Here is a 21,044-nt window from a genome sequence, read left to right on the forward strand (position 1 = left end):
ATTGACTTAACCAGGTTCGCTTACTATTTCAATGTCTGTTGGGCTTTACCATCCACTTCCAACTGTACTCGGCGGTTATTGGCGCGGCCTTCTTCGGTTTCGTTGGTATCGATTGGCCTATCCCAGCTATAACCGTGTGAAGTGATATTAGGAGAGTGGCTGCCTTTGGTCAGGTATTTCTTAACCGCCAATGCCCGGCGCTCCGACAAGTCCAGGTTGTGTTTGTACGAACCGGTATTGCTGGTATGGCCTTGAACTTCAAACGCCATGTCAGGATACTGTTTGATGCGGTCAACGACTTTATCCAGTTTTGGGAAATATTGTGGTTTGATCACGTCTTTGTCGTTATCGAATTTCACATCAACAATCCAGCAACCGTAGATGCTAACTTCTACCCCTGGTAATGTCGTTGGACACTTATCGACGCAATTGTTTACGCCGTCTTTGTCGTCATCCATTTTTGAGCAATCCAGTTTCGCTGGAGCCGGTACTGGGGTGGGCGGCGGGGTTGGTTCGGCTTTTGCGACAACTGCTTTAGGTTTTTCGCCGAACGGGACCACGAAACCCAGATTAACCGTCATGTCATGAAATTCTTCGGTGCCGGGTTGTAGTTTGGCGTTGAAGTTGTTGTTGTAACGGTAGCGGACGTCGCTGCGAATCAGGAAGTTGTCATGCAATTCATAAGTAAAACCCGCACCCGCTTCGCCGATGAAGCCCGCGCCGCTGTCACCATTATGGGTGCTATTGATGCCACCCACGCCGATTACTGCATAAGGCGAGAATTTATCTCTAAACAAATAATACTGCGCGTCGACAGTACCGCCGGTCAAATCCCAGTTGCCATTGCTTTTAGCGCCTTCCAAGTTTTGGTACAAACCTCTGATCTCAATGTTCAGATGTTCATTGATGATCTTACCCAGGCCCAAACCGCCGCCCCAACCGCTATGCGCATTACGATCACCACCCGGTTGAACGAAAGTGCCGAAGGGCGCCGCGTACCATCTGTCGTCAAGGAACTCGTCGGCTTGTGCCGTCGACACGGAACCGAGCGCCGTCATCATGGCGATTGCCAGTAAACTTTTCTTCAACATAAAGACTCCTTTTGTTATTTGTAAAAAATAGATAATTCGTTGCTTTTGAGATGGAGTAATAAAGCCATGATTAGAAAAAATAGGCTTTAAAAATCAAAGGGAATTGCAGATTCTGCTAAGCATGTTGTAAAAATACCACAATTTTGGCTATTAGCAAACGTTTAGGTTTATCCGGTGCCAGTATTTGCGGTATTCCAGTCGGCTGTTTCCGGGCTTGGCTTATGGGAATTTGGAAAGTCCGGGCTAGGACCGCTTGCGGTCAAGCCGTCGCTTATTCTCTCCGGAAGGTTATTCCGGCGAAGACGGAAGTAAGGATGTTTTAGATACGCAGGTTAATAAGCAAAGCGAGCGACGCAAGAAATCTGGGCCTCAGGTAAAATTCCGCCAATTTGAGTGTTTATCGTTTTATGACTTATTCATCCTATTTCAAGCAAGACTGCCGAGCATGCCCGCGGTTAAGCGAATTTCTCTGTGAAGTGAAGGCGAAATATCCTGCTTATCACGCCTTGCCGGTGGCACCGTTCGGCGATCCGCAAGCGCACTTGCTGGTTGTTGGCTTGGCACCGGGTATGCACGGCGCGAACGCCACCGGCAGACCGTTTACCGGCGACTATGCCGGTCTGTTGCTGTATCAGGCTTTGTATGATTTTGGTTATAGCAATCAATTGGCATCGACGAATTTGGCCGATGGTTTGCAGCTCAGCAATTGTCGGATTACCAACGCCGTGAAATGTTTGCCGCCGCAAAACAAACCCACCGGCGATGAAATTAAACAATGCAATCCTTATCTGGCGGCCGAAATTAAAACTCTACCGAAACATTCGGTGATTTTGGCTTTGGGTAATATCGCCCATCAGGCGGTATTGCGAGCATATGGGTTGAAGACTAGTGCGGCTAAGTTTGCTCATCATGTAAGTTTTGAATTGCCGGACGGCAACACGCTGGTCAGTTCTTACCATTGCAGTCGCTATAACGTGCAGACCAAGCGCCTGAGCATGGAGATGCTGGCGGCGGTGTTTGTAAGCATTCAAAACTTGCTATCTGCCGGTGACTGAAATGCAACCGGGCGAATTTGACGCCAAAGCCTTTTTGAAGACGCTAACTCAGCGTCCCGGCATTTACAAGATGTTGGACGAGAAAGGCGAGATCATTTATATCGGCAAAGCCAAGAATCTGAAAAATCGGGTTTCCAGCTATTTCAGAAGTCAAAATGCTTCGCCTAAACAGCAGGCCATGGTAGCCAAGGTCGCCGGTATAGAGGTAACCGTGACCCACACGGAGGGTGAAGCCTTACTGCTGGAAAGCCAGCAGATTAAACGCCACAAGCCGCGCTACAACATCAGCTTGCGCGATGATAAGTCCTATCCCTATGTGTTCATCTCTAGTTTCCACGATTTTCCGCAGCTAACTTTTCATCGCGGCGCCAAGAAGCGGCGGGGCAGGTATTTCGGGCCTTATCCCAGCGCCAGTGCGGTGAAGGAAACCTTGAAGTTATTGCAAAAAATTTTCCCGGTGCGGCAATGCGAAGATTCCTATTACAGTGCTCGCTCTCGACCTTGCCTACAACATCAGATCGAGCGCTGTACCGCGCCTTGTGTGGGGCTGGTCAGTAAAGAGCAGTATGCCACCGATGTGGAAAATACGATTCTATTTTTGGAGGGACAGGGTGGCTTATTAATTGATCGGTTGGTAGTGAAGATGGAAGCCGCGGCCGCGCAGTTGGAGTTCGAGCAAGCCGCAGCCTATCGTGATCAAATCGCCCGCTTGCGCGCTGTATTGGAAAAACATTGTGTGGAAGGGGAAAAAGGCGATGTGGATATTTTGGCGTGCGCGGCTAAAAATGGTGTGGCCTGTGTGCAGGTATTTTTTATCCGCAACGGTCAACATTTGGGCAACCGACAGTTTTTTCCGAAAGTCGACGATGAAAATCAGCCCGAGGAAATCTTGCAGGCTTTCATCGCCCAATATTATTTGGACAAAACCGTACCTCACGAATTGATCGTCAGTCATGCCTTGCCCGAAGCTGCTTTGGTGGCCGAAGTATTGGCCGAGCAGGCCAAGCATGCGGTAGCGATTGCCAATAATGTGCGCGGCGAGCGGATGAAGTGGTTGCAAATGGCCATAACAAACGCCGACAGTGCGCTTAACGCTAGGCTGGCTGATCAGCAGGGCTTACAAGGGCGCTTTGTCAGTTTGCAGCAGGAACTGGGCTGCGATACCACGCCCACTCGTCTGGAGTGCTTCGATATTAGTCATACCCAAGGCGAGCAGACCGTGGCGTCTTGCGTGGTGTTTGACAGAGAAGGGCCAGTGAAATCCGATTATCGGCGCTTCAATATCGATGGCATTACCGCAGGCGATGACTATGCGGCGATTCATCAGGCGGTTTTTAGGCGCTTCAGCCGCTTGAAGAATGGCGAGCATCCTGCGCCGGACATCCTTTTAATAGACGGCGGCAAAGGCCAAGTCGCTGAGGCGGAAAAGGCTTTGGCTGAATTGGAGATAAACGATGTTATGATAGTCGGTGTTGCTAAAGGTCCTGATCGCAAAGCCGGCATGGAGAAAATCATTCTGGTCGGTAATCGGCAGCCCTTGGATGTGACGCCGGGGGCTTCCGCCTTGCTATTGATTCAACAGATTCGCGATGAAGCGCATCGTTTCGCGATTACGGGACACAGGCAGCGACGCGGTAAGGTTAACAAACAATCGGTACTGGAAGATATTGCCGGACTGGGGCCGAAAAGACGACAGGTTTTGCTGAAACAGTTTGGCGGGTTACAGGGTGTGTCCAGCGCGGGTGTGGATGCTTTAGCCAGTATAGATGGCATTAGCCGACAATTAGCGCAGCGAATTTACGATACATTTCACCATCAAGATGGCCATTAGATTTACCATTCCGACCTATTTAACCCTGTTGCGGATCGCCCTGATTCCCTTGTTGGCCATCGTGTTTTATTTGCCGTGGCAATATTCCAATCTGGCCTGTACCGCAATTTTTCTGGTTGCCGGTTTCACCGATTGGCTTGATGGTTATCTGGCCAGAAAAATGAATATGCAAACCGCTTTTGGTGCATTCCTGGATCCGGTGGCCGATAAATTGATGGTGGCGTTTGTTCTGGTATTGGTGGTGCAGGCTCAAGGCAATCCTTATCTAGCGGTGCCGGCGGCTATCATTATCGGTAGGGAAATTGCGATTGCGTCGCTGAGAGAATGGATGGCTGAGATTGGTCAGCGTGCCAAAGTCAAGGTTTCGCAATTGGGAAAATGGAAAACCACGGCGCAAATGACGGCAGTCAGTTTGTTGCTTTATAGGGATGATTTATTAGGCCTGCCTATCAATACCATGGGTTACTGGTTGTTATACTTGTCGGCGATTTTAACCTTATGGTCTATGGTTAATTACCTTGTCGCGGCGTTCTCCACCATCAACGAATAATAAAAGCAGTATCGATACTGCCACAACAGAGAGTAAACAGCAGGTAAAGCTGTATATAAGAGCATGGAACAAGAATTAGAATTAGAAAATAAACCGAATAAAACCATCAGTCAGGATGAAGTGTTGCAGGCTGCTTTAAAGCTGTTTGCCAAGAAGGGATATTTCAATACCTCATTAACCGATATTAAAGATGCGGCGGGTATAACAACCAGTACCGGCATTAGTCAGTATTTCAAAACCAAGCAAGCCATCGCGCAAACCTTGTACGAAAATATTCTGGATAGCCTGAGCATATCGATTGATGATATTCGCCGCCGTAATCGCAAAGCTGCCGAACAATTGCGGGAAATAGTCGATTTACTCTTCAAATTAACCGATGACGCTCCGGAAATCGTCGAGTTCTTGTTATTTGTTAAAAGCGAAGAATTTTTGGCGGAACCTAAGCCCCTGCTGGAAACGCCCGCGTTTATTAAAATAAAACGGATTTTTCAGAATGGCGTCAAAGACGGCGAGATGAAGGCACTGGATCCCTTATTGGCCTACACTTATTTCTTCGGCATTATCAATCATACCTTGGCGATGGTGTTGAGCGGCAACTTGCCGAAAACGGCGGAAAGCTATCAGGCACAAGCTTGGCTGACGGCATGGGGCTGTATAGTTAAAAAGTAATTCAAGTCATTAAAACTCAGAGCGGGGCGGAGGAGGATTTACTAGATGTTAGATAACATTAAAATCGGTATGATTGGGCTTGGGTACGTGGGGTTGCCGCTAGCTGTCGAGTTTGGACGAAAATATCAAACCGTAGGTTTCGATATTAACCAGCATCGAATTCAGGAATTACGCGCAGGTCGCGACCATACTCTGGAGGTTAGTGAAGAAGAACTCGCCGACGCCAAGTTACTGACTTACAGCGCAGATTTACAAGATATAGCCGATTGTTCGGTTTATATAGTCACAGTCCCCACGCCAATCAACGAACATAAACAACCTGATTTGACGCCGCTGCAAAAAGCCAGCGATTTGTTGGGTAAGGTAATAAAGTCCGGCGATATCGTCATTTACGAATCCACTGTTTACCCCGGCGCAACCGAAGAGGTGTGCGTACCGATTCTGCAGAAAGTGTCGGGTTTAACGTTTAACCGGGATTTTTATGTCGGTTATAGCCCTGAGCGCATTAATCCCGGCGATAAACAACACCGTGTCACCAATATTCTGAAGGTTACTTCGGGCTCTACGCCTGAAATAGCCGAAAAAGTAGATGCTTTATATAAAAGCATCATTACTGCGGGCACGCACAAAGCCAGCAGTATCAAGGTCGCCGAGGCTGCAAAGGTCATTGAAAACACTCAGCGCGACGTCAACATCGCTTTAATCAACGAATTGGCTTTGATCTTTAACAAACTCGGAATAGATACTGAAGAAGTATTGCTGGCAGCGGGGACTAAATGGAATTTCCTGCCGTTTCGCCCAGGTTTGGTCGGTGGGCACTGTATCGGTGTGGATCCTTACTACTTAACCCATAAAGCTCAAGCTATCGGCTACAACCCGGAAGTGATACTTTCCGGCCGTCGAATCAACGATGGCATGGGGGTATACGTCGTGTCGCAATTAGTAAAGCTGATGCTGAAGAAGCGTGTGCATGTCCAGGAAGCTAATGTGTTGATCATGGGCTTGACCTTTAAAGAAAACTGTCCGGACATTCGTAACACTCGGGTGGTAGACATCATTGCCGAATTGAAGACTTATGGCGTCAATGTCGAGGTCTACGACCCCTGGGTTAATGCTGAGGAAGCGAAACACGAATACGGTATAACGCCGGTCGCTAAACCGGTAGCAGGAAAATACGACGCGATTATTCTGGCTGTGGCCCATGACGAGTTCAGAAAAATGGCGATTTCAGACGTCAGAGCTTTAGGTACGCCGCAAGCCATTGTGTATGACCTGAAATACTTGTTTCCTACGGATCAAACAGACGCAAGGCTTTAAGAATGAAGATTCTGGTGACCGGCATGGCCGGTTTTATAGGCAATCATTTGGCGCTCAGATTGTTGGAGCGTGGTGACGAAGTTATTGGTGTCGATAATCTCAACGACTATTACGATGTTAACCTGAAATTGAGTCGCTTGGATCGGATCAAGGATTTTGCCGGCTATACCGATGTCAGGCTGGATATTGCCGATAGAGCCGGTATGGATGCACTATTCAAAAAGCACCAGCCGCAAAAAGTGGTTAATCTGGCGGCTCAGGCCGGTGTGCGCTATTCCATCGAGAATCCGCATGCCTATATCGATAGTAATATTGTCGGTTTCATCAATATCTTGGAGGGTTGCCGGCATAATCAGGTGGAGCACTTGGTATATGCCTCAAGCAGTTCGGTTTACGGTGCCAACGAATCCATGCCGTTCTCCGTGCATGACAATGTCGATCATCCCTTGAGCTTGTACGCCGCGTCAAAAAAAGCCAATGAGCTGATGGCGCACACCTACAGCAACTTGTATCAATTGCCTACCACAGGTTTGCGCTTTTTTACTGTGTATGGGCCGTGGGGTCGCCCAGACATGGCGTTGTTTTTATTTACCAAAGCGATTTTGAATGGCGAGAAAATCAATGTATTCAACTACGGTAAGCACCGCCGCGATTTCACTTATATAGACGACATCGTTGAGGGCGTGATTCGGACCATGGATCATAACGCTTCGCCGAATCCGGACTGGAGTGGAGAAAAACCCGATCCAGGCACCAGTAGAGCACCTTGGCGGGTTTATAACATTGGTAACCAGAATCCGGTAGAACTGCTGTCTTATATCGAAACCTTGGAGCGTTTTCTCGGTAAAACTGCCGAGAAAAATTTATTGCCCTTGCAGCCTGGTGATGTCCCGGATACGTTCGCCGATGTAGAGGCCTTGGTAGCGGATGTTGGTTATAAACCAAACACGACTATCGAGCAGGGGATTGAACGGTTTGTTGCTTGGTATCTTCAGTATTATCAGTGAATAATTTTTGATACCCCGATTGCGCAGTTTTAAACTGTGCAACAGCTTTGTATTTTAATTAGTCGTCCCTGAAAAGCCATAAAATAAACGCTAACGCATTGAATTACAATAAAGATTTAATAAAAAAGCCGGGTAATAATTGCAAGAAATCGGTAAAATAGCTATTAATTTCTTGCAAATTTTTATCGAAAATGAAGCCAAAATCCCAAGAAACGAGTGGCCAAATCGATTTATTCAACACACCTCTGGCCGATCTGTTAAACCCGAGGCATGAACTTTACCAACTGGCTAACCTGATTGATTGGAAAGTACTGGATGATGCGTTCGGTGAGTTTTTTACCGAAAAGCAAGGTGCTCCTGCCTTGCCCACGCGACTGATTGCCGGTCTCCATTACCTCAAACATGTGTTTGCACGCTCCGACGAAGCGGTCGTGGCACAGTGGCTGGAAAATCCCTATTGGCAATATTTTTGCGGCGCAGAGTACTTCCAGCATCAGACACCCTGTCATCCCACCTCGCTGACGTATTGGCGGAAGCGAATTGGCGAAGCAGGCTGTGAATGGATGTTATCAGTGACGATCCAGGCTGGCGTAAATAGCAAGACCGTAAATAAGCAGGACTTTGAATCGGTGACAGTGGATAGCACCGTCCAGGAGAAAGCCATCACGTATCCGACGGATGGAAAACTGTATGAACGCTGCCGCCAACACCTGGTGCGTTTAGCCGAGCAACATGAAATTCCGTTGCGGCAAAATTACAACCGCAAGGCCCCGTATTTATTGCTATTGGCAAACCGCTACCATCATGCCAAGCAAATGAAGCGGAAACGCAAAATGCTCAAACAATTGAAAACCCTGGTGGGCCGGGTGTATCGAGATATTGAGCGTCAACTGGACAATCAATCCGACGCCGTCAAAGGGGCGTTCAAAGAGACGCTGGCGAAAACCCAACGGATTTTGAATCAGCAACCCCAGGATAAAAACAAGCTGTACAGCTTTCATGCCCCGGAAGTGGAATGCATTGCCAAAGGCAAAGTCCACAAGAAGTATGAATTCGGCGTCAAAGTGGGCATCACCGTCACCAACAAAAGCAATTTCGTGCTCGGCGCTCGCAGCTTTCCCGGCAATCCTTATGATGGACGCACCTTGGAATCCTGTCTGGAACAGGCGGAAATACTGAGCGGTACCCGCGCCAAAGAAGCGTTTGTGGACTTGGGTTATCGGGGTGTCGAGGTACCCGGGGTCACGATTTACAAAGCCCGGCAAAAACGCGGCGTGGATACACGACGACTCAAACGCGCACTCAAACGCCGCAACGCCATCGAACCGATCATCGGCCACCTGAAGAACGACGGATTATTGGGGCGCAACTACCTGAAAGGCGAACTGGGCGATGCGTTGCATACCATCCTGTGCGGTGCCGGCCACAACATCCGCATGATCCTCAGGCGGTTGAGGATTTTTTGGCCCCATATTTGGCAGCTGCTGTCTCGGCTTTGGGGCGCATTTTCAGCAGCGCAAATTTTATCGTTCGCATGAGGGGCGTCGCTCATGAAAAACTTCGGTTTTTTCAGGGACGACTAATTAGCAGATTCAAATAAAGGGTCACTCTCGATGTGGCTATCCAATAGCTTTTTAAGCTCCGCAAATATATCGGGATGAGACTCTATTACATCCCGATATGGGTCGTTTTCTAAGTCGTATAGCTGATACACAGGTTTTGTATAAGTCGCTATATATATTAGTTTCCACTTTTCATTCTGTACGGACCGGCTTTTCGCGCGGATAACCGTGGGATAATGTTTTTCGTTGACTACCAGTGTGCCGGATTTTTTATCAGGAATATCCAGTAATTCAACAATGTTGGGATATAAAATTTGTTCAGGATGTAAGCCAGGTATCTTTCCTAGCCAAATCCCTGTTTCTTGAAAAGCAAAAAGCTCCGGTGATGTCTGTGCTTTCACATAAGGAATCAAATTAACACCGTCGAGCGTTGTTGGAATAGGTATATTCAACAAATCTAACAAAGTTGGCATGACGTCAATGGAGCGGGTGGTCGGCTTAAAGTTTACGCCACCAGGCACTCCTGGGCCCTTCATCACCAATGGAATTCTGCCGCTGGGGTCGTTTCCTACCAAGGTATTGCCCTGGCCCCAGCATCCCGTTTCAAAAAAATCCGCACCATGATCGCTATATATGATGACGATGGTATTATCGGATAAATCAGACTTTTCAATATAATCTATTATTTTCCCCACTTCATCGTCGAATTGTTTGACGCAGCTGTCATATAAATTAATAATTTGCGGGATGTCGAAAAACTCCGAGGTTTTTTCCTGTTTTTTGATAATTTCTTCCGCCGAGGCGAGTCTGGTCATAATAAACCGTGATTCACCCTTATAGTCTTTTGGGGTAAATAAGTTGTAATAGGGATACTCCGAATTGAAAGGGACGTGCGTGGCCGAAGTGAACAAATTAATAAAAAAAGGCTGCGAGTTTTTCGCCGAATGGGCAATTAATTGGCGGCATTCGCGACTTAAGCTTCGGATCAAGGGTACGCCGGCCAGATAATAGAACTCGGGTAAGAAGCGTTTTCCTAATGTGTTATTGGTGAAAAGCGATAATACGTTTCGGATTAAAGACGGACCTTGTCTTAGTAGTAGTTTGATATTCCATTGATCTTCAGCGACCGAGATTTCCTTGAAGTTAAAACTTAATTTTGCGAAATCGGCTCCGCACCAATCGGAGATGCATGCAGTCAAGTAACCCTGTTCGTTTAATATGTCGATTAAAGACGGTTGCGGTAGTTTACAGTCTGCCAAGGATGGGTAATTATCGCGAATTTTATGGTTATGCGGCCATAATCCGGTAAATAGGGACGCAATACTTGGTGCGGTTCTGGCGACAGGAGTTATGCATTTATCGAGTCGTAAGCCATTCGCGCTTAATTTATCAATGTTGGGGGTAAGGTTTCTGTGATAGTTGCTGCCGCCTAGTCTGTCATGGCGCAATGTATCGGAACCTATCATAATCACATTGGGTTTTGTTTGAGACGATGCTTTAGCGATAGCTGGTTCGGTAACTATCGTTGCGTAATAGATGTAAGCATATAAACCAGCCAAAGCTAGTATATAGAGCACTAGCAGCGTATTATTTTCTTCGATAGCTAAAAATAGAGCGATTACCGATGTTCCAGACAGTAATGAAGTTAATGAAAACTTTATGCCACTTATTATTTTCGGAGATAATATCTTCCATATAACAAATAATCTGGAAAATCTATACTGGAAAGATAATTGAATGGTGCCTGGTGTGTAAAGAAGTTGGTGTAAAAAAAAGTAGGTAGTAACTAGCGTGGTTGATATTAAGCAGCAGCTTAAGCCTGTGATGAAATTAAATTCTATCAATGCAGTAAGCTTTGATAGTGAATAAGCTGCAATAGAACCGGGTAAGGATGTCAGAAAAAATATGACAAATAACCAAGCGGCTAACCTGGTTAGGGCGAAAACTACATAATACCCAAATTTTTTTTCTATTTCTTTTTGGATGCCGGGTCCGGTACGAGAATAGTTGTGTAAGGTAAGTATTATTAATGTAATAGTAAACAGCAGTGCGGCAGCAGATGAGCAGTAGAGGGACACCAGTATTTTTTCCATCTCTATTTTATTCGATTGGATGAGTATGATTGGTGGCTAAATTATTATATTTCGATTTTTTTTGTACTGCTGTTCATTTATGCGTGCTTTTTCCGAAAACTCTTGCAATGCGAATTTTTTAATTAACATCGATATAAATACTAAATGATAAATCAAATCCCAGTAGGATAAGCCGAGGAAAGCGGTGCCAACCATATAGCAAATGATCGAGGTTCTGACCATTAGGCTGTAATGGCGTACCCATTCCATGCCATCTACTCGTTTCGCTTGACTTGATAAACGGGTTAAGCCAAGAACGCTACCCAGTATCAGCGAAATCCATAATCCGAATGCAATAAAGCCATGCTCAGCAAGCATTTCTACGTAAGAACTGTGCCAATCACGCATCGTGACATGTATCCACCCATCGAATCCCGCCCCGGTAAACGGGTGGCTCAGTGCATGATTCCAGCCATCTGTCCATGCTTCGATACGTGACATGGCGGATGCGTCCTCCTCATAGGTTTCCAGAGTGTGCATGCGTCCGAACCATTCTTCAGGCAAATAGGGGATTACAAAAAATGTACCGCCGATTACCAGGGGTATCATCAAGTATTTACGTTTGCTGTTTGAGATCAGCGTAAACGTCAGAGCGATCATGGTAAGTAATGCCCCTCGCGACCATGATGATAATGAAGCGGCATAAATGATAGGAATGGATAGCAATATTCCTTTTTTAAGCCAGCTCTTCCGTACTTCTTTTTCCCATACTAGTAGCAATGGCACTGCAATCAACATCGCAACGGCAAATAAATTGTTGTCTTCGAATTGCGTATTGGGGGGGCCGTATACGCGGTGACCAAAGCCGGTTAGGATGGCAAATATACCACCTTTAACTGCAACAAGGCCGATAGAGGCGCCTATGGTGGAAATCAAATAATAGAGTTTTTCTCTGGTATTGATGAGTACCCATGTGAAATAGAATGGCACAAATACCTTAGAGACGAACAAAAATTTTTCCCAGGCAATATCCTGTAAAGGCGATTGGGTTGTGGTAAATATAAAATAGAACCAAAGTGTTATAAAAACTGAAATTCGCCAATCTTTAGGGATGGGCTGTTTATCTTTGGTGTTGAACGTGCTGACAACAACTACCAAAAATAACACATAGTATACCGGTAGCGAACGTACCGCTCCCCAGGCATAGGCGTGCGGATTCAAGTAGCTGAATATTGCTAATGATAGCACCCCCCACCATGGTTTTTTTAATGCGGCAACTATGCAGCATATCAGAAAAATAAGAACAACTATGTCGCGCACGGAGTTTAATTTAGTAGGTTTTAATGCATTTAACTAAGCTTTTAATGGACAGATTAATTTAATTATTTATTAATAATTTGTTTTTCCAACGTGAAAAACAGCCACATATTTGTCCGAGAGAGTAGCTGACATTCATTGCCTGGCGCAGGCTATGTTTTGCGGTAAATGCCAAGGCAAGCCATTGCCAAGTTTGGCGGACAATTTGCGAGATTAAGAATGGCGGTATGCCCAGGTAGGTGCGATGGTAGACCGGAAAGTCATTAATCGCTCCGCGATAGCCGGCCAGAAAATGAACATCTAAAAAGTAGCGCCGCCGCAGTCGCCAGGGTTCGACGGCGTGAAGTATTGCCATGTCCGGGCGGTAACGTATTCGGCGCTTTTGCTGGAGCAGCACATTAAACATCATCACATCTTCGCCTCCTCCTATGGTTTTACCTTTGCGGTCATACCTGCTATCAAAGCGCAATGCCGGATCGTTTCGGAATATCGCCATGTCGTATGCAATGTTGCCGGCCCAAACCGGTGTGGTGCTGTCTTCTATCCAGAAAGCTTGTTTGCCGTGATCTAGCGCACCTAGAAATCCCAACAATTCGTCGTCAAGCCATTCCGGACGCTTATGGTGCGTAAAGTCTATATCGATTCGTCCGCCAACACATTCGGCGCCTTCGCTGAGGTATGCGTGTGTAACGGTTTCTAAAAGTCCGGTTAAAGGTAGTTCATCGTCGTCGATAAACACCAGAATGTCGGAATTGATTGCCTCTTGTATGGCTCTGTTGCGCGCTGCGACTATGCCTTGGTTGGGCTCGTGCACCCAGCGGAGCGTCGGGCCGGGTAGTTGCTGAAGTTGTTTCAATACCTCGCTTGTCGCGTCGCTACTGTTATTGTTGACAGCAAGAATTTCAAATGGAATCGGACAAGATTGTGCGCGCATGGCAAAGACCAGGTTCTCCAGTCTTTCCGCTCGGTTGTAAGTGCAAAAAGCGAATGTGAGCTTTTTAGAGGCTTTTTCCAGGCTCATTTTCGATATCTAAATGCAGGGAGTGGTAAAGAGTTGCCGGGCAAAGTCATGTTCTTAGGGTTTTAGGTTTTCGGCTCGGCGTAAAAGTATTGAATTCTGGTGGGGACGAATTTCGGCGCTGTTTATCGCTGTTGGTTCATAGCGACGCTAAACGCTGCATTGGTATTAGCCATCAACTCGTATGACGCAGTTTATCCCAAACACGGTTCGCATAGTAGCGAGTCATCTTTTTCCACGATACGTCGTTGTCCGCAAAGCTTAATTTGCGAGCTAGTGTACTGGCACTGTCGCCGGAGAATATGGCAATACGCCTAACTAGGTAAGGGTTTGGTTCGCTATCGAACCAGCCGGGACGGGTGGTGCAAGCCATGCTATAGCCTGTTTGTTCGGCTAGGGTGATTGAATCAGAGTTGAATCTGCCAAAAGGATAAGCCAGGCTGCTTACTTGGGTTGACAATAAATCTTCAAGAACGGTTTTGGCTTTTGAAAGTTCGAATTGTTGTTGGTCAGTGCTGAGCACGGATAGGTCTGGATGCGAGCAGGTGTGCGAGGCAATTTCCATTCCGGCTGTATGCATTTCAAGCAAGCGTTCCGCCGTTAGCATCCGTGTCTGAGTAGATGGTTTGCCTAGCCAATGGGCATGACCGCCGATGCAATCGGTAGCGATAAACCATGTGGCCTTCATCCCAAGCGCCATCAGAGGCAAAAAAGCCCCCGAATAGTTGTCTTCGTAGCCATCATCAAAAGTAATGACCACACTTTTTTCAGGTAGCGATTTGGCACTTTGCAAGTCTTTGAACAAAACCGTTGTCCAACCTTCTTGCTGTAGATACCGCAAATGCTTCGCAAACAAGTCCGCGCTTATCGAGTAATGCGACTCGGGTTGAGCGTCGGGCGTACCGTGATACATCAAAACAATAGGGCTGCGAGTTTGGGACATGGCTTTTATCAAATGGCTTATGTTTCGTTCCTTAAAAATAAGTGTATTGCAAAAAACCAAGATTTTCAGGGAAAAGTTATCTCAGGCTGTTTTTCCGGGATGCTAAGCCAGATAGCGCAGTGCACGAAAACCCAAAATAAGGTGTCCATGCGAAAGTAAGATTTTTAATAACCAAGCTATTTACTCAGGATTTAAATAAGACTAAAATAGTCCTAAATGAAAAGAGAGTGTAATGTTAAGGCTGAGTAAGTTGACGGACTATGCCACGGTTATCTTGAGCTATATGGCCAGAGATACGAGTCGCGTGCACGGTGCCCTGGAGATCGCAGAAGCGACGGGCATCGCGCAGCCTACAGTCAGCAAAATATTAAAAATATTGCTCAAGGCCGGCGTGTTGAGTTCCATGCGGGGTGCCAAGGGCGGTTATGCGTTGGCTAGAGAGCCGAGCCGAATTACGGTGGCAACCGTGATTAGTGCTTTGGAAGGGCCGATTGCGCTGACCGAGTGCACGGCATCGCACAAGGGTTGCGATCAAGCCAGCGGTTGCCGGATACAAGGCAATTGGCATTTGATCAACCAAAAAATAGCCAACGCGCTCGAGTCGGTCACTTTAGCCGACCTGATTATGCCGTTTAAACAGCCGGACGAAGTCTTGATTCCGGTTAACCAGTTGTTTCGCTAATTACCAAAAAGATTATGTCTACCAGCGCACAAGAAATTGAACATCTCATCAGTCAGGAATACAAACAAGGTTTTGTGACCGAACTGGAAGTCGATACCTTTCCGCCGGGCTTGGACGAAGACGTGATTCGCCGGCTGTCCCAGGTCAAAAACGAGCCGGAGTTCATGTTGGAATATCGGCTGAAAGCCTTTCGACATTGGCAGACCATGCCGTCGCCAGACTGGGCGCAACTCAAGATCGATCCTATCGATTATCAAGCAATCAGCTATTACTCCGCGCCCAAATCAAAAAAAGCCGGCCCTAAAAGCCTGGATGAGGTCGATCCGGAGTTGCTGGATACTTATAAAAAACTCGGCATCCCGCTCGACGAGCAAGAGCGACTGGCTGGGATTGCAGTGGATGCAGTATTCGACAGTGTGTCGGTAGCTACTACCTTCAAAGGCAAATTGAAAGACGCCGGTGTGATTTTCTGCCCGATTTCCGAAGCCCTGCACGAACATCCGGATTTGGTGAAGCAATATCTCGGTAGCGTAGTGCCGACCGGCGACAATTTTTTCGCCGCCTTGAATTCAGCGGTATTTACCGACGGTTCCTTCGTTTATATCCCCAAAGGCGTACGTTGCCCGATGGAATTGTCCACTTACTTCAGAATCAACGCCGCCAACACCGGCCAGTTCGAACGGACCTTGATCATCGCCGACGAAGGTTCGCACGTTTCTTATCTGGAAGGCTGCACGGCACCGATGCGCGACGAAAACCAGTTGCATGCCGCAGTGGTTGAGTTGGTGGCTTTGGACAACGCCCAGATCAAATATTCCACCGTGCAAAACTGGTATCCGGGCGACAAAGACGGCAAAGGCGGTATCTACAACTTCGTCACCAAGCGCGCCGAATGTCGCGGGCATAACTCCAAAGTGTCCTGGACCCAAGTGGAAACCGGCTCGGCGATTACCTGGAAGTATCCAAGCTGCGTGTTGCTGGGCGACGATTCGGTTGGCGAGTTTTACTCGGTGGCCTTGACCAACAACCTGCAACAGGCCGATACCGGTACCAAGATGATCCATATCGGCAAAAACACCCGCAGCACCATCGTCTCGAAAGGTATTTCCGCTGGCAAGGCCCAAAACACCTATCGCGGTTTGGTTAAAGTTGCCAAGTCCGCCGAAAACGCCCGCAACCATACCCAATGTGACTCCTTGCTCGTTGGTGATAAATGCGGCGCGCATACGTTTCCTTATGTGGAAGTGAAACAACCGACTGCGCAGGTCGAGCATGAGGCGACCACTTCCAAAATCAGCGAAGACCAGTTGTTCTTCTGCCAGCAGCGCGGTTTGTCTGCGGAAGATGCCGTATCAATGATTGTGAATGGGTTTTGTAAGGAAGTGTTTAAGGAATTGCCGATGGAGTTTGCGGTGGAGGCGCAGGCGTTGTTGGGGATTAGTTTGGAAGGGGCGGTAGGTTAGAGGTGTCTCGTTGATTCCGTTCGTGGTGAGCTTGTCGAACCATAAACGGAATCAGCATTAAAGTGTCGCTGTCGCGACGGGTTGTTTTGAAGTCGGGTCTCGGCCCGACAGCCGAGATACTTTCTTTTGCTTGGCCAAAAGAAAGTATCCAAAGAAAAGGCCACCCGGAATTCCGCCTTAATCCTGCGCTTCTCGCTTTTGGCGAGGGTTTTCGGAAGGGCCATCCCTGGCCCTCCGAAAACGAGCGACATCCCTGCCGCTCCCCTGCGGGCTGATCTCGCCAAAAGCTGCGATGCTCGGGGCGGAATAACGGGAACAACCCCGTCGTGGATTTAAAGCAGTTGGATGTTTTTGATGTTGAAAGAATTTTTAGGATGTGCCGACGATAGGAGGTGCATCGTTCGCGACAGATGCGCTTCACTGCGTTCAGCACATCCTACGAGTTGCTCAATTCATCCTATAAACACTATTTGAAATAAATATTGGGCCTAATAGGTGAAGAGTTAAAGATGCGAAAATCGGAAGCGAATGTATTTAAAACGAAAGAAATGATTGTTATATACGCAATTTTTTTCTTTGTTTTTGCTAGCTATTTTATCAACTTTAATGATCAAGTTTCGAAAGATACTCAAGTTTGGGGAGCATTTGGGAGCTATATAGGTGGTATCCTCAGTCCTATCGTGGCTGTATTTGCTTTTTACTTGATTTGTAAGACTTATGAGTTGCAGAAAGATGAGCTTGAAAAGACAAGACAGTTGCTACAACAATCAACTGATGCGCAAGAAAAGAATATAAAACTAGCTGCACTAACTCAATTTATCAATATTAATTTAGAACGTATCAGCGTTTTACAAGTTGAATATGATCGAATGTTCGATATCCTTATTTCTGGGGTTAATAATACGCAGATTGTGCATAGGTTAATGTTTCTCGAAAAGTATGGAGGACTTGGAAATATTTCTCCAGATGACCCTCAATTTGAAAAAGAGATAGAAGAGTCTGAACAACGAGCTGCTGAGTGTGATTCGCTCCTAAATGAACTTAGGGAAATTGGTGAAGAGTTTTCAATGATGTTTTTTAGGTTACGGAATATAGAAATAGAGATTTCTGAATATAATATGGATATCGATAGGTTAAAAACAAAAATCATAAACATTTAAGCCCGCGTAGGTCCGATTAGCGAAGCGTAATCGGACGAATGAATTCTAATAAAGGGTTGGTTTTTCTGTTTTGGCAAGAATTATTTAGGTATTTAACTAATAGATCCAATTTTAAACATACGTCCGATTACGCTTCGCTAATCGAACCTACTATTTCGATTTATAGCTTTAATTTGCGGGATGGTTTTATTCCCGCATGCCGCGCCGAGCACCGGAGCTTTTGAGCGGATTAGCCCGTAGGGGCGCCGCATGGATGCGGCGCGTTGCCGAAGGGGCAGGAAGCCCCTTTCGGCAACCCCGTTCAAAAGCTTCGGAGCGCAGGGAACAAGCGGTATTCGGGTCGCCTTTTCTTTGGATACTTTCTTTTGGCGATGCACAAATTCGTCTGGAACGAATTTGAACAGCCGATAGGCTGGCCCGCAGGGCGAAAACCAAGGATGGTTTTCGTAGCGAAAGTATCTCGGCTGTCGGGCCGAGACCCGACTTTAAAACACCGTCGCGATAGCGACACAAAAACAAAGATTTAAGTGCTGGGTTTAAAAGCCTAGCCAAGCCAATGGTGACGCTGGAGCGTCGACGGCTGCGTTCCCACGCCGGAGCGTGGGAACGATAAGGTTCGGAAATATTTAAAAAACTTAGGTGACTAAACGTATGCTCAGCATCAAAAATCTCCACGTAACCATTAACGATAAACCCATATTAAAAGGCCTAACCCTGGACATAAACCCAGGCGAAGTCCACGCCATCATGGGCCCCAACGGTGCCGGTAAAAGCACCTTGTCGCACGTATTGTCCGGCAAGCCCGGTTACGAAGTCACCGAAGGCAGCGTGACCTACAACGGCAAAGATTTGCTGGAGATGGCCCCTGAAATCCGCGCCCGCGAAGGCGTGTTTCTAGCGTTTCAATACCCGGTGGAAATCCCCGGCGTCAGCAACATTTATCTGTTGAAGGCCGCGCTGAATGCGATGCGCAAGCATCACGGTCTGCCGGAAGTGGACGCAATGGATTTTCTGACTATCGTCAAAAGCAAGGTCAAGCTATTGCAGATGGACGAAAAATTCTTGTACCGCGCGGTTAACGAAGGTTTTTCCGGCGGCGAGAAGAAGCGCAATGAGATTTTGCAGGCGGCAGTGCTTGAACCGAAGCTGTGCATCCTCGACGAGACCGATTCGGGCTTGGACATCGACGCGCTGCGTATCGTCGCCGAGGGCGTTAACTCCCTACGTTCGGCCGAGCGTTCGTTTTTGATGATTACCCATTACCAACGCTTGTTGGATTACATCAAGCCCGATGTGGTTCATGTATTGGCAGATGGTAAGATCGTTAAATCCGGTGGCCCAGAACTGGCGCTGGAATTGGAAGAGCGCGGTTACAGTTGGCTGGAAGGGCAAGCGGCATGAGCGGCGCGGCGTACTTAGCAGAATATTCCGGCTTGGCGGCGAGTTTGCCGGGACTGGATTTGCCTTGGTTGCAAGGTTTCAGAAATCAGGCCTTGCAGACTTTCGCGGTCAATGGTTTTCCCGGCAATCGCGAGGAAGAGTGGCGTTATACCAATCTGTCGGCGCTGAATAAAACCGTGTTTGTACCCAGTGCCAATCAGCTGGTCGATGAAGATTGGTTGAACCAATACCGTTTGGAGGATGCCGCCAGTGTGGTGTTGGTTAATGGCCAATTTTCCGCGTCCTTGTCTCGGCTGCGAGATTTGTCAGGCCAAGTGTCTGTTTCCAGTTTTAAACAAGCCCTGCAAGACCGCCCGGCATGGCTGGAAAGCCGATTGGGTCAAGCTGTGACCAGCGCCGAACACAATTTGGTGGCCTTCAATAATGCCTGGTTTACCGACGGCGTGGTAATCGAAGTGGAGGCCAAGCAGCAGTTGGACAAGCCCTTGCAGATTCTGCACGTGGTGACCCACGCCGATGCGCTGGCGGCGACCCGTAATTTACTGGTGATCAACGAGCAAGCCGAAGCGGAAGTGATCGAAACCTATGTGGGCAGCATCGATAGTTATTTCACCGCCTCGGTAAACGAATGTCTGTTGGGCAGCAATGCGGGGTTGGTGCTGTACAAAGTGCAGCTTGAAGCGGAAAAGGCTCAGCATTTTGGTGGCACCTATGTGAAGCAGGCGCGGGATAGTCGCTTCAATCATCACAATTTTGCCTTGGGAAGTGCTTTGGCGCGCAGCGATATTCATAGTGATCTGGATACCGCAGCGGAGTGTTCATTGAACGGGCTATTTGTGGCCGGCAAGCGCCAGCATATCGATAACCACACTCGAATTAATCACCTAAAACCGCACGGCATTAGCCGGGAGTTTTATAAAGGCGTGTTGGATGACCGCGCGCGGGGGGTATTTCAAGGCCGGGTGATCGTGGCCGAAGATGCGCAGCGTACCGATTCGGAAATGAACAACCGCAACCTGCTGTTATCGGCGGATGCCGAAGTGGACACCAAGCCGCAGTTGGAGATTTATGCCGACGATGTGAAATGTTCGCACGGCGTGACGGTAGGGCAGTTGGAAGAAAAGTCGGTGTTTTATCTGCAATCGCGTGGCTTGGATGAAGAGGCGGCCCGTAACATTCTGACCTTTGCGTTTGCCAACGAGATGGTGGATAAGGTCGACAACGCCGAGTTGAAAGCCTTGCTGTTGGAGCAACTGTTGGTGCGGTTTCCGGCGATCAGCTTATAAGATAGCCGCGACCGAAACCTGAAGCGCCGGTAACGCCACGAGATTGAAACTATCGGCTTTTGTCAGTAGCGATTTATCCAAATAGTCACCGTCTTGCGGTTGCCGATACACTTCCAGGCACTCGTCGACCAGATTGACGATCCAGTATTCGGTAATGCCGTGGGTGGCATACAGGCGCAGTTTTTGGGTGCGGTCGAAGCGTAAGGTACTGTCGGAGACTTCAACCAGTAGCAAGACGTCGGCAGCGCTAGGGTGGCGGGTTGTGTAGTCGTCGGTATCCGGCTTTACCAAAACTAAATCAGGTTCGGGTTCGGATAGATCGCCAAGTTGGATGGGGTTTTGAGACCGAATCGAAACGGTGTCATCCAACAAACGGAAGAAGTAACGAGTTAACCGGGTAACATGTCCTGCATGATTAAATCCTATCGGCGCCATGTGTAAGATTTCTCCTTCGATGAGTTCCATACGAGCTTCCGGCGGGAAAATCCCGGCTTCCCCCATGCGGTGCCACTCGGCGATGTCAGTAAGGTGTTTTTGCGGAAAGACGGCGACCATAGTTTTATCCCATTAGCGAATCGACTTACTCGATTCTAGTGTTTAGTACAGACGAAATCAATTAA

Annotated in this window: 18 protein-coding genes; 12 read left to right on the forward strand and 6 right to left on the reverse strand. The window is 47.6% G+C overall.

The features are described from left to right. Positions 1–23: 23 nt before the first annotated feature. Positions 24–1,091 carry an OmpA family protein gene (locus tag DDY07_RS02775; protein WP_171694724.1) on the reverse strand — a complete coding sequence of 356 codons (1,068 nt, stop codon included), beginning with the start codon at positions 1,089–1,091 and terminating at the stop codon, positions 24–26. Between the two features lie 407 nt (positions 1,092–1,498). Here DDY07_RS02775 and DDY07_RS02780 point away from each other — a divergent pair, with 407 nt between their 5' ends. From DDY07_RS02780 to DDY07_RS02810, 7 genes are all read left to right on the forward strand, one after another. Then, on the forward strand, positions 1,499–2,146 hold the full coding sequence (locus DDY07_RS02780; protein ID WP_171694725.1) for a uracil-DNA glycosylase: 648 nt from the start codon (positions 1,499–1,501) through the stop codon (positions 2,144–2,146). A 1-nt stretch (position 2,147) separates the two neighbouring features. After that, positions 2,148–3,977, forward strand: a complete 1,830-nt coding sequence (gene uvrC / locus DDY07_RS02785) for an excinuclease ABC subunit UvrC (RefSeq protein WP_171697679.1) — start codon at positions 2,148–2,150, stop codon at positions 3,975–3,977. After that, positions 3,967–4,527: a CDP-diacylglycerol--glycerol-3-phosphate 3-phosphatidyltransferase gene (gene pgsA, locus DDY07_RS02790; protein ID WP_033157381.1), complete on the forward strand. Its 561-nt coding sequence runs from the start codon at positions 3,967–3,969 to the stop codon at positions 4,525–4,527. Before uvrC ends, pgsA begins: the two co-directional genes overlap by 11 nt. Before the next feature lie 63 nt (positions 4,528–4,590). Further along, entirely contained in the window at positions 4,591–5,196 is a 606-nt protein-coding gene (locus DDY07_RS02795) for a TetR/AcrR family transcriptional regulator (protein ID WP_101051582.1), read from the forward strand. Between the two features lie 45 nt (positions 5,197–5,241). Then, entirely contained in the window at positions 5,242–6,513 is a 1,272-nt protein-coding gene (gene tviB / locus DDY07_RS02800) for a Vi polysaccharide biosynthesis UDP-N-acetylglucosamine C-6 dehydrogenase TviB (protein ID WP_171694726.1), read from the forward strand. A gap of 2 nt (positions 6,514–6,515) precedes the next feature. Next, positions 6,516–7,520 (forward strand): NAD-dependent epimerase, encoded by a 1,005-nt coding sequence (locus DDY07_RS02805; protein WP_171694727.1) that lies wholly within the window; start codon positions 6,516–6,518, stop codon positions 7,518–7,520. Between the two features lie 191 nt (positions 7,521–7,711). Next, entirely contained in the window at positions 7,712–9,058 is a 1,347-nt protein-coding gene (locus DDY07_RS02810) for an IS5 family transposase (RefSeq protein ID WP_171694728.1), read from the forward strand. Positions 9,059–9,099: 41 nt separating this feature from the next. On the opposite strand, the gene DDY07_RS02815 is transcribed toward DDY07_RS02810, so the two are convergent. The 4 genes from DDY07_RS02815 to DDY07_RS02830 form a co-directional block, all read right to left on the reverse strand. Beyond that, complete coding sequence (locus DDY07_RS02815; RefSeq protein ID WP_171694729.1) at positions 9,100–11,175, reverse strand: sulfatase; 2,076 nt, start codon at positions 11,173–11,175, stop codon at positions 9,100–9,102. A gap of 36 nt (positions 11,176–11,211) precedes the next feature. After that, complete coding sequence (locus tag DDY07_RS02820; protein WP_171694730.1) at positions 11,212–12,474, reverse strand: putative O-glycosylation ligase, exosortase A system-associated; 1,263 nt, start codon at positions 12,472–12,474, stop codon at positions 11,212–11,214. Between the two features lie 58 nt (positions 12,475–12,532). Then, positions 12,533–13,492: a glycosyltransferase gene (locus tag DDY07_RS02825; RefSeq protein WP_171694731.1), complete on the reverse strand. Its 960-nt coding sequence runs from the start codon at positions 13,490–13,492 to the stop codon at positions 12,533–12,535. 172 nt (positions 13,493–13,664) lie between these two features. Continuing rightward, complete coding sequence (locus DDY07_RS02830; RefSeq protein ID WP_253734390.1) at positions 13,665–14,294, reverse strand: polysaccharide deacetylase family protein; 630 nt, start codon at positions 14,292–14,294, stop codon at positions 13,665–13,667. 370 nt (positions 14,295–14,664) lie between these two features. On the opposite strand from DDY07_RS02830, the gene DDY07_RS02835 reads away from it, so the two are divergent. The 5 genes from DDY07_RS02835 (at position 14,665) to sufD (ending at position 20,424) form a co-directional block, all read left to right on the forward strand. After that, on the forward strand, positions 14,665–15,114 hold the full coding sequence (locus DDY07_RS02835; protein ID WP_171694732.1) for an SUF system Fe-S cluster assembly regulator: 450 nt from the start codon (positions 14,665–14,667) through the stop codon (positions 15,112–15,114). 14 nt (positions 15,115–15,128) lie between these two features. After that, positions 15,129–16,577, forward strand: coding sequence for a Fe-S cluster assembly protein SufB (sufB, locus tag DDY07_RS02840; protein ID WP_171694733.1), 1,449 nt, complete (start codon positions 15,129–15,131; stop codon positions 16,575–16,577). Positions 16,578–17,086: 509 nt separating this feature from the next. After that, positions 17,087–17,737 carry a hypothetical protein gene (locus tag DDY07_RS02845; protein WP_171694734.1) on the forward strand — a complete coding sequence of 217 codons (651 nt, stop codon included), beginning with the start codon at positions 17,087–17,089 and terminating at the stop codon, positions 17,735–17,737. A gap of 651 nt (positions 17,738–18,388) precedes the next feature. Further along, the gene (gene sufC, locus DDY07_RS02850; RefSeq protein WP_033157389.1) at positions 18,389–19,138 is read left to right on the forward strand and encodes a Fe-S cluster assembly ATPase SufC; all 750 of its coding nucleotides are present in this window, start codon (positions 18,389–18,391) and stop codon (positions 19,136–19,138) included. Further along, complete coding sequence (gene sufD / locus DDY07_RS02855) at positions 19,135–20,424, forward strand: Fe-S cluster assembly protein SufD (RefSeq protein ID WP_171694735.1); 1,290 nt, start codon at positions 19,135–19,137, stop codon at positions 20,422–20,424. Before sufC ends, sufD begins: the two co-directional genes overlap by 4 nt. On the opposite strand, the gene DDY07_RS02860 is transcribed toward sufD, so the two are convergent. Continuing rightward, positions 20,419–20,979, reverse strand: a complete 561-nt coding sequence (locus DDY07_RS02860) for a Uma2 family endonuclease (protein WP_171694736.1) — start codon at positions 20,977–20,979, stop codon at positions 20,419–20,421. The two genes, sufD and DDY07_RS02860, sit on opposite strands and share 6 nt — an antisense overlap. Positions 20,980–21,044: the final 65 nt, after the last annotated feature.

Origin of the sequence: Methylomonas sp. ZR1 (genome assembly GCF_013141865.1) — a bacterium.
In the GTDB taxonomy this organism is placed as follows: Bacteria; Pseudomonadota; Gammaproteobacteria; order Methylococcales; family Methylomonadaceae; genus Methylomonas.

Bases quoted from the DNA above. Each gene is read 5' to 3' on its own strand.
- pgsA (WP_033157381.1), top strand. From the start codon at position 3,967: ATGGCCATTAGATTTACCATTCCGACCTATTTAACCCTGTTGCGGATC.
- DDY07_RS02780 (WP_171694725.1), top strand. From the start codon at position 1,499: ATGACTTATTCATCCTATTTCAAGCAAGACTGCCGAGCATGCCCGCGG.
- sufD (WP_171694735.1), top strand. From the start codon at position 19,135: ATGAGCGGCGCGGCGTACTTAGCAGAATATTCCGGCTTGGCGGCGAGT.
- DDY07_RS02775 (WP_171694724.1), bottom strand. From the start codon at position 1,091: ATGTTGAAGAAAAGTTTACTGGCAATCGCCATGATGACGGCGCTCGGT.
- DDY07_RS02860 (WP_171694736.1), bottom strand. From the start codon at position 20,979: ATGGTCGCCGTCTTTCCGCAAAAACACCTTACTGACATCGCCGAGTGG.
- tviB (WP_171694726.1), top strand. From the start codon at position 5,242: ATGTTAGATAACATTAAAATCGGTATGATTGGGCTTGGGTACGTGGGG.
- DDY07_RS02845 (WP_171694734.1), top strand. From the start codon at position 17,087: ATGCGAAAATCGGAAGCGAATGTATTTAAAACGAAAGAAATGATTGTT.
- uvrC (WP_171697679.1), top strand. From the start codon at position 2,148: ATGCAACCGGGCGAATTTGACGCCAAAGCCTTTTTGAAGACGCTAACT.
- DDY07_RS02835 (WP_171694732.1), top strand. From the start codon at position 14,665: ATGTTAAGGCTGAGTAAGTTGACGGACTATGCCACGGTTATCTTGAGC.
- DDY07_RS02805 (WP_171694727.1), top strand. From the start codon at position 6,516: ATGAAGATTCTGGTGACCGGCATGGCCGGTTTTATAGGCAATCATTTG.
- DDY07_RS02815 (WP_171694729.1), bottom strand. From the start codon at position 11,175: ATGGAAAAAATACTGGTGTCCCTCTACTGCTCATCTGCTGCCGCACTG.
- DDY07_RS02810 (WP_171694728.1), top strand. From the start codon at position 7,712: ATGAAGCCAAAATCCCAAGAAACGAGTGGCCAAATCGATTTATTCAAC.
- DDY07_RS02825 (WP_171694731.1), bottom strand. From the start codon at position 13,492: ATGAGCCTGGAAAAAGCCTCTAAAAAGCTCACATTCGCTTTTTGCACT.
- sufB (WP_171694733.1), top strand. From the start codon at position 15,129: ATGTCTACCAGCGCACAAGAAATTGAACATCTCATCAGTCAGGAATAC.
- DDY07_RS02795 (WP_101051582.1), top strand. From the start codon at position 4,591: ATGGAACAAGAATTAGAATTAGAAAATAAACCGAATAAAACCATCAGT.
- sufC (WP_033157389.1), top strand. From the start codon at position 18,389: ATGCTCAGCATCAAAAATCTCCACGTAACCATTAACGATAAACCCATA.